At 35.2% G+C, this 15,377-nt stretch carries 12 protein-coding genes; 8 read left to right on the plus strand and 4 right to left on the minus strand.

The genetic code is table 11. The features are described from left to right. Positions 1-13 precede the first annotated feature (13 nt). On the minus strand, positions 14-1,912 hold the full coding sequence (locus ABJ955_RS11845) for a S9 family peptidase (protein ID WP_347374840.1): 1,899 nt from the start codon (positions 1,910-1,912) through the stop codon (positions 14-16). 173 nt (positions 1,913-2,085) lie between these two features. Between ABJ955_RS11845 and rimO the strand changes: the two genes are divergently transcribed. From rimO to ABJ955_RS11860, 3 genes are read left to right on the plus strand one after another with little or no spacing between them, the layout of a single operon-like run. Beyond that, positions 2,086-3,393, plus strand: a complete 1,308-nt coding sequence (gene rimO, locus ABJ955_RS11850; RefSeq protein ID WP_347374841.1) for a 30S ribosomal protein S12 methylthiotransferase RimO — start codon at positions 2,086-2,088, stop codon at positions 3,391-3,393. A gap of 12 nt (positions 3,394-3,405) precedes the next feature. Then, positions 3,406-4,656, plus strand: coding sequence for a hypothetical protein (locus ABJ955_RS11855; protein WP_347374842.1), 1,251 nt, complete (start codon positions 3,406-3,408; stop codon positions 4,654-4,656). A 48-nt stretch (positions 4,657-4,704) separates the two neighbouring features. Next, positions 4,705-5,952 carry a glycosyltransferase gene (locus ABJ955_RS11860; RefSeq protein WP_347374843.1) on the plus strand — a complete coding sequence of 416 codons (1,248 nt, stop codon included), beginning with the start codon at positions 4,705-4,707 and terminating at the stop codon, positions 5,950-5,952. Between the two features lie 74 nt (positions 5,953-6,026). Here the strand turns inward: ABJ955_RS11860 and ABJ955_RS11865 are convergent, their stop codons facing one another. After that, positions 6,027-7,427: a hypothetical protein gene (locus ABJ955_RS11865; RefSeq protein WP_347374844.1), complete on the minus strand. Its 1,401-nt coding sequence runs from the start codon at positions 7,425-7,427 to the stop codon at positions 6,027-6,029. Positions 7,428-7,541: 114 nt separating this feature from the next. Between ABJ955_RS11865 and ABJ955_RS11870 the strand changes: the two genes are divergently transcribed. The 4 genes from ABJ955_RS11870 to ABJ955_RS11885 all read left to right on the plus strand — a co-directional run bounded on the left by ABJ955_RS11870 (position 7,542) and on the right by ABJ955_RS11885 (position 12,330). Then, positions 7,542-8,270, plus strand: a complete 729-nt coding sequence (locus ABJ955_RS11870) for a phosphatase PAP2 family protein (protein WP_347374845.1) — start codon at positions 7,542-7,544, stop codon at positions 8,268-8,270. A gap of 88 nt (positions 8,271-8,358) precedes the next feature. Beyond that, positions 8,359-9,546: an outer membrane beta-barrel protein gene (locus ABJ955_RS11875; protein WP_347374846.1), complete on the plus strand. Its 1,188-nt coding sequence runs from the start codon at positions 8,359-8,361 to the stop codon at positions 9,544-9,546. Between the two features lie 85 nt (positions 9,547-9,631). Then, complete coding sequence (uvrB, locus tag ABJ955_RS11880) at positions 9,632-11,629, plus strand: excinuclease ABC subunit UvrB (protein WP_347374847.1); 1,998 nt, start codon at positions 9,632-9,634, stop codon at positions 11,627-11,629. Positions 11,630-11,679: 50 nt separating this feature from the next. Continuing rightward, entirely contained in the window at positions 11,680-12,330 is a 651-nt protein-coding gene (locus tag ABJ955_RS11885) for a hypothetical protein (protein ID WP_347374848.1), read from the plus strand. On the opposite strand, the gene ABJ955_RS11890 is transcribed toward ABJ955_RS11885, so the two are convergent. After that, positions 12,331-13,857, minus strand: a complete 1,527-nt coding sequence (locus tag ABJ955_RS11890) for a GH3 auxin-responsive promoter family protein (protein WP_347374849.1) — start codon at positions 13,855-13,857, stop codon at positions 12,331-12,333. A gap of 116 nt (positions 13,858-13,973) precedes the next feature. Here ABJ955_RS11890 and rluF point away from each other — a divergent pair, with 116 nt between their 5' ends. Further along, positions 13,974-14,807, plus strand: coding sequence for a 23S rRNA pseudouridine(2604) synthase RluF (gene rluF / locus ABJ955_RS11895; protein ID WP_347374850.1), 834 nt, complete (start codon positions 13,974-13,976; stop codon positions 14,805-14,807). A gap of 78 nt (positions 14,808-14,885) precedes the next feature. Here rluF and ABJ955_RS11900 read toward each other — a convergent pair whose 3' ends face one another. After that, complete coding sequence (locus tag ABJ955_RS11900; protein WP_347374851.1) at positions 14,886-15,314, minus strand: Hsp20/alpha crystallin family protein; 429 nt, start codon at positions 15,312-15,314, stop codon at positions 14,886-14,888. Positions 15,315-15,377 lie beyond the last annotated feature (63 nt).

Below are 15,377 nucleotides of genomic sequence, written 5' to 3' on the forward strand. Positions count from 1 at the left end.
TTTGGATACTTTTTTAAAGTGTTTCTTTCAGCCACTTAAAAAACTCACGTTGCCATACCAATGCATTTTGTGGTTGAAGTACCCAGTGGTTTTCTTCAGGAAAGTAAAGTAGTTTGCTTTTTATTCCTTTTAATTGAGCAGCTTGAAAAGCGCCTAATCCTTGCTCAATAGGCACACGGTAATCTTTTCCACCTTGAATAATCATGATAGGTGTATCCCATTTATCGACATAGGTAATTGGGTTAAATTCATGAAAAGATTTTTGAGCAATGGCATTGTCTTTTTCCCAGTATGCACCACCCATATCGTGGTTTACAAAAAATAATTCCTCCGTAGTCCCATACATTGCACGCGTATCAAAAACCCCGTCGTGCGCAATAAAAGATTTAAATCTTCGCTCGTGATTTCCTGCTAACCAGAAAACAGAATATCCTCCAAAGCTCGCGCCAATCGCGCCTAGTCTATCTTTATCTACGTAACTTTCTTTTGAAACAGCATCAATAGCATCAAGATAATCTTGCATGGCACCGCCGCCCCAGTCACCGCTAATTTCAGCATTCCAAGCTACACCGTGGCCTGGCATTCCGCGACGGTTTGGTGCTACAATAATGTAACCTTCTGAAGCCATTAGTTGAAAATTCCAACGTGTGGAATAAAACTGTGAAAGCGGAGATTGTGGTCCTCCTTGTGCATATAATAAGGTTGGGTATTTCTTGTTTCTATCGAAATTTGGCGGAAGAATAACCCAAACAAGCATTTGTTTGTTATCTTTTGTGGTTACCATTCTTTTTTCAACGGTAGGTAAATCAAGCTGGCCGTAGAACTCAGTATTAACTTGTGTAAGTTGCTTGAAGGTTTTGCTTTTTAAATCGAACGAAAAAATTTCGGAAGCATGATTCATATCTGTACGTGTAACAATTAATTGTCCGTTGTTTTCAGAAACAATACTTGTTACATCAAATTGCCCTTGTGATAGTTGCTCTACAACTGGCATTTTTCTGGTTTTTCCTGGATGGTCAACTTTAAAAATTTGTTTAGTTCCATCTACTGGGGCGGTAAAATAGATGTCTTTATTATTATTTCCCCAGATAAAACCATTTACAGTTCCATCCCATTGGTTTGTAAGGTTTTGTTTTATTCCGTTTTGAAGCACAATAATATCGTTTTTATCAGCCTCATAACCTTCAGTGGTCATCTGCAACCACGCCAATGAACCATCTTTAGAAAAGGCAGGTTGTGTGTCGTAGCCTTTATTTTCTTCAGTAATATTTTCAGTTTTTTTATCGACTAAATTGTATTTATAGATATCTGTATTAGTGCTAACTGCATATTCTGTCCCAGCAACCTTCTTACTTACATAATAGATATTTTCTCCTTTTGGGTCCCAAATATAATCTTCATCGCCGCCAAAAGGAGCTTGGGGTGTGTAGTATGGTTGCCCTGGTGTAATGTCTGTTTCGGCGCCAGTTTTTACATCTTTATAAAAAACATGATTGTAGCTGCCGTCATTATAGGTGTCCCAATGTCTATAATCTAATGTGGTGTACACATAGGCGTCACTTTTTGGCAAATCGTTATAAATGTCCTTTCCCAAAACTTTTTTAACAGGTACAGCTTTGTTTATGAGAAGATAGTGTCCGTCTGGTGAAAGGTTTTTGTCCGTTACTTTTGCTTCATCTTTTGCGATTTCAGTATAATTGCCACCACTAATAGGCATTTTGTAATACTTTGAATCAAAACTATTTTCTTCCATATTAGGAGAAGAAACTTTATAAAAAAGTGTTTTTCCGTCATTGGAAACTCCAATTGGACTTACTTTTTTCACCTGCCATAAAAGTTCAGGGGTCATTGTTTTTTGTGCGTACAAAAAGCTAGCACATAAAAATGCCAGTAGGAAAGTTATTTTTTTCATCGGTAAATAATATTGAATTATATAAAGCGTAAAGTTACTAAAAAAAGTAGCAGTTTATAGTTGCAGTTGTCAGCCTTATAGACTTTGTTAATGTGGGGTGTTTCCGTTTTTTCGTGGTATCTTTGCACGCTTTTATAATTTAGAAATCAGCAACCGTAAATCAAAAATCTACAATGCGTACTAAAACCTTAAAGAAGAATAAGATAAATGTTGTAACCCTTGGGTGCTCAAAAAATGTCTATGATAGCGAAGTGCTAATGGGCCAGTTGCGAGCTAGTAATAAAGAAGTGGTTCACGAAGAAGAAGGCAATATTGTAGTAATAAACACCTGTGGTTTTATTGCAAATGCAAAGGAAGAAAGTATAAACACTATTCTTGAATACGTTCAGAAAAAAGAAGAAGGTGTAGTAGATAAAGTCTTTGTTACTGGCTGTCTTTCTGAAAGATACAAGCCAGACCTTCAGAAGGAAATTCCCAATGTGGATGAATACTTTGGGACGACAGAACTTCCTGGGCTTCTTAAAGCTTTGGGGGCAGATTATAAACACGAACTGATTGGCGAACGTATAACGACAACCCCCAAAAATTACGCATACTTCAAAATTGCTGAAGGTTGCGACCGTCCGTGTTCGTTTTGTGCAATCCCTATTATGCGTGGGAAACACAGAAGTACTCCCATGGAAGATTTGGTAGTTGAAGCCGAAAAACTTGCTGCTAAAGGAGTTAAGGAATTAATACTTATTGCACAAGATTTAACCTATTACGGTCTTGATTTATACAAAAAAAGAAACCTTGCGGAATTGCTTCAGAAGCTAGTGAAGGTTGAGGGGATTGAGTGGATACGATTGCATTATGCTTTCCCAACGGGTTTCCCAATGGATGTTTTGGAATTAATGCGCCACGAACCGAAAGTGTGTAATTATATCGATATTCCGTTGCAACATATTGCAGACCCGATTTTGAAGTCTATGCGTCGTGGAACTACCAAAGCGAAAACAACCAAGTTACTAGAAGAATTTAGAGCTGCAGTACCTGAAATGACAATTAGAACGACACTAATTGTTGGGTATCCTGGCGAAACGGAAGAAGATTTTCAAACCTTGAAGCAATGGGTTAAAGATATGCGTTTTGAGCGTTTGGGCTGTTTTACCTATAGCCATGAAGAGAACACCCACGCTTATACTCTTGAAGACGATGTGCCAGAAGATGTGAAAATGGATCGTGCTAACCAGATCATGGAAGTCCAATCTCAAATTTCTTGGGAGTTAAATCAACTAAAAATAGGAAAGGAATTCCGGGTTGTAATTGATAGAAAAGAAGGTGGCTATTTTGTAGGAAGAACAGAATTTGACAGCCCAGATGTAGATAACGAAGTATTGATAAATGCAGAGGAAGGGTATTTGCGGACAGGAGAATTTTTTAATGTAAAAATTACAGCAGCCGAAGATTTTGACTTATATGCTGAACTGGTAGCCAAATAAATTATATTTCTGATGCGATTTCTTAACATATTTTTTTTTCTTTTTATCAGTATAATAGGATTTGTTTCCTGTAAAAATGAAAAAGAAATCACACTTTCCGAAACCAAGCAAACCAATGAAACCGTTACTCCATTAGCGAATCCAACCTTTGGTAATACTGCCTTACCAAGACTTTTTGCTGCAAGCGATCACCTTTTTATGTCTTGGGTGGAAAAGAGAGATACACTTTCTGTATTGTATTATTCAAGTCTTAAAAATGGTAAATGGGCGAAGCCTTTTGAAGTAAATTCAGGAGAAGATTGGTTTATTAATTGGGCCGATTTCCCTGTAATTGCTGAAAATAATGGCGCTATTTTAATTAGTTATCTTCAAAAATCAGCCAACGGAAAATATACATATGATATAAAGCTCAACCTTTTTTCCGCTGAAACACAAACCTGGAAAAAAAATATTATACTGCACAATGACGGAACAGCCAGCGAGCATGGTTTTGTTGCTGTTGTTCCAAATGGTAAGTCGTCTTTTTATGCAATCTGGCTTGATGGTAGAAATACCACGGGTGGACATGATAGTCATAAAAGTCACGATGCTGGCGCCATGACACTTCGAGGGCGCTTGGTACATGCAGACGGAACGATGCAGCCAGATGTAGCACTCGACGCTCGTGTTTGTGACTGTTGCCAAACAGCAATGACAACCATCAATGATGCGCCAGTACTGGTTTATAGAGACCGAAGCGCTGATGAAATTAGAGACATTTCCCTCATCGGACTTTTTGATGATTCTTTTTCTGCTTCAAAAACTGTACATGCGGATAACTGGAAGCTTCCGGGTTGCCCTGTTAATGGGCCCGCTATAGCTTCCTATGAAAATAATATAGCAGTTGCATGGTTTACGGCTGCAAATGATAACCCAAGGGTGCAACTTGCTTTTTCAACCGATAAGGGAAAAACTTTTGGCGCGCCTATTCAAATAAATAGTTCTGAAACCCTAGGGAGGGTAGCGGTAGCAATGGTTTCAAAAACTACCGCTATTATAAGCTGGATGGAGACTATAGGGGAAGAAACTTTAATTCAGGCAATGCGTGTTTCTTTAGATGGCACTAAAGGGTTTCCAGTTACTATTTCAAAAACAAGCTTTGAGCGTTCTAGCGGTTTTCCACAGTTAGCAGTTGTAGAAAACAAAATATATGCGGCATGGACGATGGTTGAAGGAGACAAAAGCACCATTAAAACGGCTTCATTTTCTGTTGAAGCTCTATAATAGGTAGCGTACTGCAGTCAAATTCCTATCTTTGAAAAAAAATACGCATTGAAAAACCTTCTCGTCATTGGTCATACTTTTCCTGAGCCCAGTACAACGGCAGCAGGCAGCCGTATGATGCAATTGCTTCAATTGTTTCAAGAAGAAAATTACCATATTACTTTTGCGAGTACCGCTGCTATTTCTGAAAGAACAATTGCCCTTGAATCTCATGCTATTTCAATAAAAAGAATACTGCTAAATGATGTTTCTTTTGATGAATTTATAAAAGAATTAAACCCCAAAATCGTCCTTTTTGACCGGTATATTACGGAAGAACAATTTGGCTGGCGTGTGACTGAAAATTGCGAAAATGCTTTAAAGATTCTGGACACGGAAGATTTGCATTTTTTGCGGAAAGCACGTGAAGAAGCCGTAAAAAAAAACAAAACAGTTTCTAAAGCATTCCTCTTTTCAGAAACCGCAAAGCGAGAATTAGCGAGTATTTTACGATCTGACGTTTCGTTAATTATTTCAGAATTTGAAATGGAGCTGCTTCAAAATACGTTTAAAATCCCTTTAGTAATACTTTATTATTTGCCTTTTTTGGTTGAAAAAACTACTGAAAAAAAGCTTCTTCCTTCATTTGAAAATCGTAAAAATTTTGTGACAATTGGCAATCTATTACACGCTCCAAACATAGACTCTGTGTTGCAGTTAAAGCATATGTGGCCAGCCATAAAAGAGCAACTTCCAAGAGCAGAATTGCATATTTACGGAGCGTATGCGCCCCAGCATATACTTCAGCTTCATAATAAAAAAGAAGGTTTTATTATAAAAGGATGGACCGAACACATAGAAACAGTACTAAAAAACTACCGCGTTCAATTGGCTCCGCTTAGGTTTGGCGCTGGTTTAAAAGGTAAGTTGCTTGATGCGATGCGCTTTGGGTTGCCTTCGGTAACAACTGCAATAGGAGCTGAGGGAATGTGTGGCGAGCTTCCTTTTGGGGGGAGCATTAGTGCCTTAAGCGAAGATTTTAGTAAGAAAGCGATTCAGCTTTATTCTAATGCATCCTTGTGGAACATTTCCAGAAACAATGGGTTGAATGTAATTGAAAAGCGTTTTGAAAAAACACTTTTCTCCGAAGCTTTTAAAAAACATAACCACCATCTTGCAGAAAATATTAAAAGCCACCGTAACCAAAACGTTATGGGGCAAATTATTCAGCACCAAACAATGCAGGGCACAAAGTATATGAGTAAGTGGATTGAGGCCAAAAACAGTGCAAACGCCTCTCGTGTAAGTTTTGAATAATATCGAGAAGGAAAAATAGTGCTCCTTAAAAAAGCTTCATTTGTTGTGTTCAAATTTTAAGGCATTCCGTATTATTAATAATTTTTGATAATGGTACTTCTATCTATAAAGAGGGTTTCCTCTTTTTTATCAGTGTATAAAAAACTGTATTCATCTTCTAAAAAACCAACGCTTGTATTTTTAAGTTCTTTATTTTCATTTAAGTTTTTTATAATTCTTTTCTTGTCAATAAACTCATATTTTGTGGGCTCCGTATTATCTGTTAGTAAGTTTAAATCCGTGTCTAAAGTAAAACTAAGTGACTGGTTTTTTTCTTCAAAAAAGAATGCATCACTTTCATACATAGGAAAGCTTGGACCAAAACCACCAGGTCTTGGAATAGTCATTTGTTGTTGCTGTAGCATCATTTGTTGGTGATGATGCATCCAAAACCAATCATTGAAATAATAATTATACCTTTCTTTTTCTACATAAGATACGGTTACTGTATAATTATTACTTTTAGTTTTATTTACTGAAATAGTGGTTTTCATTTTCGATTTGGTGGCGGTTTTCATATATGTTTTTATCTTGACAGCGTTTTCTATTTGGGCAATGTCTTCACTTAAAAGTAGTTTCTTTTCTTCATTTCCTGTATGGATATCGAAAACACTAACGCCAAAATCCTCTTTCCCCAAATAGATTCCATATAGTTTTTGATCTATCACTTGATTGTTGCTGTCCTTAATTTTAGCTAGCTTGACTGTTGAAGTAAAATCCCGCTGAACTACAGGCTCAGAACTTTCAGGGGTTATAAGTATAGCCTCCAATTTTTCATCTGTTTTAGTATCTTTTATTAGCATAAATGTACCATTTTCATAGTAAGCTTGTGTTTTATTGATAGCACCATTTTTAACATACTCATTGGTGTTTACTATCTCTAGCTTGCCTAAGAAACTATTTTTAATTTCTTTCTGAAAGGCTATAGGTACGTTTGTGGTTTTCGTGTTAAAACTTTGGGAATTTTCAATTGTAAGAAAACTGATGTTCCTGCCATTTACGTCTGAATTAATTACAATCGATTTATTGGGAAGTGTAACAATGTTTTCAGGTTTCTCACGAAAAGGAATATCTTTTTTAGTAACCGTATTGCTGGTCAAATCGATATCTGTAATACTTAAAACATTCCTGTGGTAAAAAAGCAAGGTAACTGTATTATTAACTTTATGATAGGAAACCATTTCAGGCTTATCCTCAAAAGTAGCGGTTGCCAACTGCTTTATTTGCCTATCAGCTTCTTTATAAAACGATACTAAATCAAAGCTTTTAGTATCTCTGTTTCTAACCACCACAGTATGTAAAATGCCTTCTGAAGAAAAATTAACAGCCTGAGCGCTTATAAATTTCTCGTTATCTTTTAATTTATAACTAAATATTTCGGTTGCATACGAAAATGATACGGTCAGTAAGAGCAAAGTATATAAAAGAGGCTTCATGTTGTTTGTTTTATATGGAAATATACTAAAACTTTAATAGATTTTTTTAGTGAATAGTGCACTAAAGAATTCTATTTTAAAAAATGCATTTATCTTTATGCTTTCACGATTTTTATGAGGCAATATTTAGTATCATTTATAAAGAAGTTTAGGGGTTTTCTAAAGTATAATTTTAGAAGAGACAATCCTAAACTACCCTATATTATTACAGCTCTAGTCGCTTTTGTTGTTGTAGTTGGTGGATTAAATCTGTTTGTTGAACTCACAGAAACTATAAAAGAAGAAATACTAGCTACTTACGACCAGCAGATTTCTGAATTTATTATTTCCTACCGCAACCCAATACTTACCAAGTATTTTATTTTTATGACTAATGTTGGCGATGTATATGGTTATTTAGGTGTGTTTAGTGTTGTTGTTTTAATATCGGTGCTACTTTATAAAAGCTGGAAATACATACTTCAAATAATTTTAGTCTTAATGTTAGCGTCAATTTCTAACACGATTTTAAAGCACTTTATTAATCGTGCTCGCCCTGGAATTGAGCATTTGGTGGAGGTAGAAACCTTGAGTTACCCCAGTGGCCATGCTATGGCAGCAATGGCTTTTTACGGGTTTTTAATTTATCTTTTTCATAGGTTTAAAATAAATAGCATCCTTAAATACAGTATTATGCTGTTGTTAGTATTTATTATTTTGAGTATTGGCGTAAGTCGTATTTATTTAGGTGTTCATTACCCGTCAGATATTGCTGGGGGGTATATTGCTGGCTTAACCTGGGTGTTTTTCTGTATTCTGATATTTAATTTGGTTGAGGTTTTTAGAAAGGATCCAAAGGTTTAAAATTAAGTTGGGTTTATTAAAATTATTTTTTTTTGATTAGCTATTTTGGACTAATTAAGTATATTTAAAACTTCATTAAAACTACATTATGAAAAATAAGTTTGTATTTCTATTTATCCTCTTAATTAGCGCAATTGGATTTTCTCAAATAAATTTTGAAGAAGGTTATTTAATTGATGAATCTGGAAAAAAGCAATCCGTTTTAATAAAAAATATGGATTGGAAAGATACACCAGATAGTTTTGAGTATAAAACAAGTCAAAATTCTGAAGTGAAAACAGGTACTTTAAAAAATGTGAAAAGCTTTGGGATAGCTAATCAATCTCAGTATGTAAGAGTTACTGTAAACATTGATCGGTCTAGTGATAATACAAGTCAACTGAGCTATTCTAAAAATCCTGTTTTTAAAGAAGAAACAATTTTTCTTAAAGTATTATTAGATGCTAAAGCAAGTTTATATAGCTATGAGGGTGCTAATTTTACAAGGTTTTTTTATAAAGTTGATGACAATCCAATTGAGCAATTAGTTTTTAAAAACTATAAGGTCACTAATTTTAAAATGGGCAAAAATGAACAATATAAACAAGAATTGTATAACAATTTAAAGTGTGAGTCTATAACTCTCGAAGAAGTAGAAAAATTAGAATACCAAAAATCAAGATTGTTAAAATTTTTCACTGAGTATAATAACTGTGAGAATTCAGATATAGTAAGTTTTGAAGAAAATAAAGGTAAAAACTTTTTTCATTTGAATATTCGTCCAGGTGTGCAAAGTGCATCTCTTTCTGTTATAAATCTTATAAGTGATGATAGAAACGTTGAGTTTGATAATGAGATTGGGTTTAGAATAGGTTTGGAAGCAGAAATGGTTTTGCCTTTTAATAAAAATAAATGGGCGGTGATATTAGAGCCTACTTATCAGTATTATAAATCTGAAAAAGAAAATCTTGTTCAAAAAGTAGAAGTTGATTATTCTTCAATAGAAATTCCAGTTGGACTTCGTCATTATTTTTTCTTAAACGATGAATCAAAAATATTCCTTAATGCCGCATATATAGTTGATCTTAATTTAAGTTCAACTATAAATTATGAAAATAGTGGTGAAGTGGCACTAAAACCAAAAAACAATATTGGCTTGGGTGCGGGTTATAATTTTGACAATAAGTTTAGTGTAGAATTTAGGTATAGTAGCAGCAGAGAATTGTTTACTAATTTTGAGTATTATAAATCAGACTATAATGCACTCGCTATAATATTTGGGTATACTATTTTTTAAAAAAACATCTACGTTAAATGGGTTCTAATGTACCTACTGAAAGTTCATATTTTCAGTACTTTTGTTAGGCAATGAAAAAGAACCTATGAACTTCAACCTTGTTTCAGAATTTCAACCTACAGGAGATCAGCCAAGAGCTATAAAATCTTTGGTTTCAGGACTTAATTCTGATGAAAAATACCAAACACTTTTAGGTGTAACAGGCTCCGGAAAAACCTTTACTGTGGCTAATGTTATCCAGCAGGTGCAGAAACCAACACTGGTATTGGCGCACAATAAGACCCTTGCGGCACAACTATACACAGAGTTTAAAAATCTTTTCCCGGAAAATGCAGTAGAGTATTTCGTGTCCTATTACGATTATTATCAACCAGAAGCATTTATTCCGAGTAGTGGCACATATATAGAAAAAGATCTTTCTATAAATGAAGAAATCGAAAAGATGCGTCTTAGTACTACTTCGTCATTGCTTTCGGGCAGGAGGGATGTGTTGGTTGTTTCTTCTGTTTCATGTCTATACGGTATTGGGAATCCTGTTGAATTTCAGAAAAATGTAATTAATTTAGAGAAAGGGCAGGTTATTTCGCGTACCAAATTATTACATCGTTTGGTTCAAAGTCTGTATTCTAGAACTGAAGCAGAATTTAATCACGGTCGTTTTAGAATAAAAGGTGATACGGTTGATGTTTTTCCTGGCTATGCAGATGATGCGTATCGCATTCATTTTTTTGGTGATGAAATTGAAGAAATTGAAGTCTTCGACCCCCTAAACAATGATATAAAAGCGAAGTACGATAGGTTGAATATTTACCCCGCAAATATGTTTGTAACCTCGCCAGATGTTTTGCAAGGTGCCATTCGCTCCATTCAAGACGATTTGGTTTTACAGATTGAATATTTTAAGGAAATAGGAAAACATTTAGAAGCAAAACGTTTAGAAGAACGCACCAATTTTGATTTAGAAATGATACGTGAACTCGGCTATTGTAGTGGGATTGAGAACTATTCGCGTTATTTAGATCAGCGTCTACCCGGGACACGCCCGTTTTGTCTTTTAGATTATTTCCCGGATGATTATTTAATGGTTGTAGACGAGAGCCACGTTTCTATTCCGCAAGTTGGCGCAATGTATGGTGGTGACCGCTCTCGAAAAGAGAACTTGGTTGAATACGGTTTTCGATTGCCTGCCGCAATGGATAATCGCCCTTTGAAGTTTGATGAGTTTGAATCGCTTCAAAATCAAGTAATATACGTTAGTGCGACTCCCGCAGATTATGAACTTGAAAAAAGTGGGGGGGTGTATGTAGAGCAAATTATTCGCCCTACAGGATTGCTCGACCCACCTATTGAAGTGCGCCCGAGTTTAAATCAGATTGATGATTTGCTTGAAGAGATTCAACTGCGCATTGAAAAAGACGAACGTATTTTGGTTACAACGCTAACTAAAAGAATGGCGGAAGAGCTGACTAAGTATTTAATCCGTGTGCAAATTAGAACACGATACATTCATAGCGATGTGGATACATTGGAGCGTGTAGAAATTATGCAAGACCTTCGTTTAGGCCTTTTTGATGTGTTGGTTGGGGTAAATTTATTGCGGGAAGGACTTGATTTGCCTGAAGTTTCTTTGGTTGCTATTCTAGATGCAGATAAAGAAGGCTTTTTAAGAAGTGAACGTTCGCTGACTCAAACAGTAGGGCGTGCCGCGAGAAATCTAAACGGAAGAGCAATTATGTATGCTGATAAAATAACTAATAGTATGCAGAAAACGATAGATAGCACTAACTATAAACGGGAAAAACAGATTGCCTACAATGAAAAGCACGGTATTACGCCAACAGCTATTAAAAAATCTTTTGAAAACTCATTGACAAAATCGAAACAACAAGCATATACATTTGAAAATGCCGAATCACTTGCTGCAGAAGCAGAAGCGGAATATCTAACCAAGGCCCAACTTGAAAAGAAAATTCGCGACACTCGAAAGGCAATGGAAAAAGCTGCAAAAGACTTAGACTTTATGATGGCTGCTAAGCTTCGTGATAAAATTAAAACGTTTCAAAAGCAACTTGAGAAATTATAAGTTTTTTAAATGAAAACAAGAATTTGAAAAGTTAGAATAAAAAATTTACCATGTTTTTAACGACATTCATTCCACCTCTTTTGTATTTTGTGCTTACTATGGTTCCTGCGCAGAATATTAATTTAGAAACTAAAATAATACCTAAGAGTATTAAAAATGAAGTTGTGGAGGCGCTTTCTTTTTATCCAGAGCTTAAAAACACGGCCATTGAATTTAAATTTAAAGAGAATATTAAAAAATCTACAATGCAGGCACAACCTCGCTTCACAAGTTTTTTTAAGCCGAAAGAAAACCGTGAATACCTTATTTTAATAAGTAGAAAAATTCAAATTGAAACCGATACCTTTACGATGGAAGATATTCCTTCAGACGTAAAAGTGGGTTGGATTGGTCATGAACTGGGCCATGTTATGGATTACAGTCACCGATCAAACCTTGGAATGTTACTTTTTGGACTAAAGTATCTTTTTTCTTCAACGCATATTAAAGAGGTGGAACGCGCTGCAGATACTTATGCAATTGCTCATGGAATGGGAGATTATATTTTAAAAACTAAAAATTTTATTTTAGAAAACGCCCAGCTTTCCGAAAAATATAAAGAGCGAATACGACAACTTTATATTTCTCCTGAAGAAGTAATGGAGCTTATTAATAAAAATAAAATAAGGGAGGAGCCAGCTATTATTGATGCTAATAAATAATTAAGCTTTCTGAGTTTTTACAAAGGCTTCCCAAGCTTCAAATTTTTCTTTATCCATAACTTTCTCCATTTTTACTTGTCCGCCTTTCTTTTTATTTTTCCCACTCCATTCATAAAAAACTTTTGGATTAACGGTTGTTACTTTAATTCCTTTTAAAGCTTTTGAACGAGCTACAGAATAATTATTATTAGCTACTTTTAAAGCTTCATCCAAGGCATTTGCTATTTTTTCAGGGTCGATTTTAGTTGCTGTGCCCAAATACCAATGATGATAAAATTCATCATTAATTGTAACTGCTGCTAATGTAAATTCAGGGATCTTTATATCAAACGTTTCTTCAAGTTCACGTAGCGCTAGTTCCATTTTATTCACTGAAAGTTGAGAGCCAACCACATTTAAAAAGAATTTTGTGCGCCCAGTAATTTTTATTTCAGCTTTTTCTACATCAGTAAAAGCAATTGTGTCCCCAATCAAATACCTCCAGGCGCCAGCAACGGTACTTATCAATAAAACATACTCTGTATCTGGTTTAACTTCCGCAAGTGTAAGTGCAGGCGCTTCTTCAGAAAGAGAGCCATCTTCCTTTATATATTCAGGCTTAAAGGGTACAAATTCAAAATAAATACCGTTATCTGTAACCAGTTTCATTGAAGTGGTTTCTGGGCGATTCTGGAATGCCAAAAATCCTTCGCTTGCCAAATACGTATCGATAACGGTAATTGGGCGAGCGAGTAATTGATTAAAGCTTTTTTCATAGGGCTGAAATGCTACACCACCGGAGGTATATACTTGGAGGTTTGGCCATATATCATGAATGTTGTTTGCGCTATGGTATTCAATAACTTTTTTAAGCATTAATTCGATCCATGACGGAATGCCACTTAATGCGCCAATATCCCACTCTCGTGCGCGTTTTGCAATTGTTTCTACTTTCTCATCCCAATCTTCCATCAAGGCTATTTCTTCGCCTGGTTTATAAAATCCACGAAACCAAAAAGGGATGTTACTAGCACTTATACCACTAATTTCTCCTTCTAAAAATTGATTTTGGTTTTCGAGATTTGTGCTGCTTCCAAGCATCATAATTTCCTTTTCAAAAAAATCTGAAGGAATGTCAAAATTAGTTAATGCGCCTACTTGCTTTATGCCAGTAGTTCGAATTGCTTCAACCATATCGTCTGTGACAGGAATTTTTTTAGAGGTTTTCCCAGTGGTGCCACTACTTCTAGCGAAATAACTGGGGCTTCCTGGCCAGCTAATATCTTCTAGGCCTTCTTGGGTTTTATTCCACCATTGTGCCTCCATTTGATGATAATCAAAATAAGGTACTTTTTCAGAAAATGCTTTCGAAATGTTATCGGCTTCTAAGATTTTTGAAAATCCGTAATATTTACCAAAAGCAGTGACTTTTGCTTTTTCTAGTAAGCTTTTTAATACATCTCGTTGTGATTCAATAGAAGATTTTTCTGAAATTATCGCACCACGAAGGTCTATAGCTGTCTTTATAATTGTACCAAGTATGGCCATTTTCTATTTATTTTTTTGATTAAACTACAAATTTTGATTAGGACTGTAAGAATGTTTAAATCAATTTTAACCTTTTTCTTTTCAGCTGCGGAAATGGTATCTTTGCGAAAAAAAGAATGCATCATCCAGATTCAGTACGACTAAATAAAGCAATTAGCGACAGTGGTTATTGCTCGCGCCGGGAAGCAGATACTTTAATTGAAAAAGGTCGAGTATCCGTTAACGGCGAAAAAAGTGGTCTTGGAGATCGTGTAATGCCAGGTGATGAAGTGCGTGTAGATGGCAAATTGATTGCTGAAAATGCTAACGATGTTTATATTATGCTGAATAAACCAGTTGGGATTACGTGTACAACCGATACTCGTTTTGATGATAATGTTGTTGATTTTGTAAAGCATCCAGAGCGTATTTTTCCTGTGGGAAGATTAGATAAGCCAAGTGAAGGATTATTGTTATTAACCAATGAAGGCGATATTGTAAACAAAATATTACGCGCTGGTAACAAACACGAAAAGGAATATATTGTAAAAGTGGACCGTCATGTTACAGATGAATTTATAAAACGAATGGGGTCAGGTATTCCAATTTTGGATACGGTAACAAAACGTTGTAAGGTAGAACGAATTAGTAGGTTTGAGTTTCGAATAGTTTTGGTTCAAGGATTAAATCGACAAATTAGAAGAATGTGCGAATATTTGGGGTATGAAGTTATGGCGTTACAACGAATTCGTATTATGAATTTAGAACTCGGTGATCTTCCTGTGGGGCAGTGGAGAGACCTAACCGCTGAAGAGTTAAAAACCTTAAAAGATTCTGTTAAAGATAGTGATGGGCAACCTAAAGCATATCAGAAAGAAGAGCGGAGTATTCCTTCTGAAAGAACAAAAAAAGCAACAAGAAATACGAGTAGGGATCCAAAAAGCACCGGCGGAAGAAGGAGAAGGGGCTAGCTGTATACATAAAAAAAACCGCGTACCGATTGAGTAGCACGCGGTCATTTTCAACTAACTAACCAAATTAAATTTCAATTATGAAATCTCAACCATTTTCTTCAATGTCTTCTTTTCTTCTATTTTAGGAAGTGTAATTCTAAGGATTCCACTTTCGTAACTAGCCTGAATATCTTCAATTTTTATATTTTCAGGTAACTTAAAAGAACGTTCAAAGTTCTTATAATTAAATTCTCTTCGTGTATAACGAGTTGTATCGTTATCTTCTTTTTCTGCTACGCTCTTTGAAGTTATTTTAAGGATGTTTTCCTCAGCTTCAATTGTAAAATTTTCCTTTTTCAAACCAGGCGCGGCTAATTCAATTACAAAATTCGGTAAATTTTCATGAATATTTATCGCCGGAATGCTAAATGTTTCATAATTCTTAAGAGCGTCTAGTCTATTCTCCGTGAATAGGTTATCTAAAAGACTAGGAAGCCAAATACTATTATTACTAACTGTTTTCATAAACTTATATTGTTTAAAATTTTATTTATTTTCAATAACAATAGTCAATAATAATTCCAACAA

The organism is Aequorivita sp. Q41 (genome assembly GCF_039831855.1).
Taxonomy (GTDB): Bacteria; Bacteroidota; Bacteroidia; order Flavobacteriales; family Flavobacteriaceae; genus Aequorivita.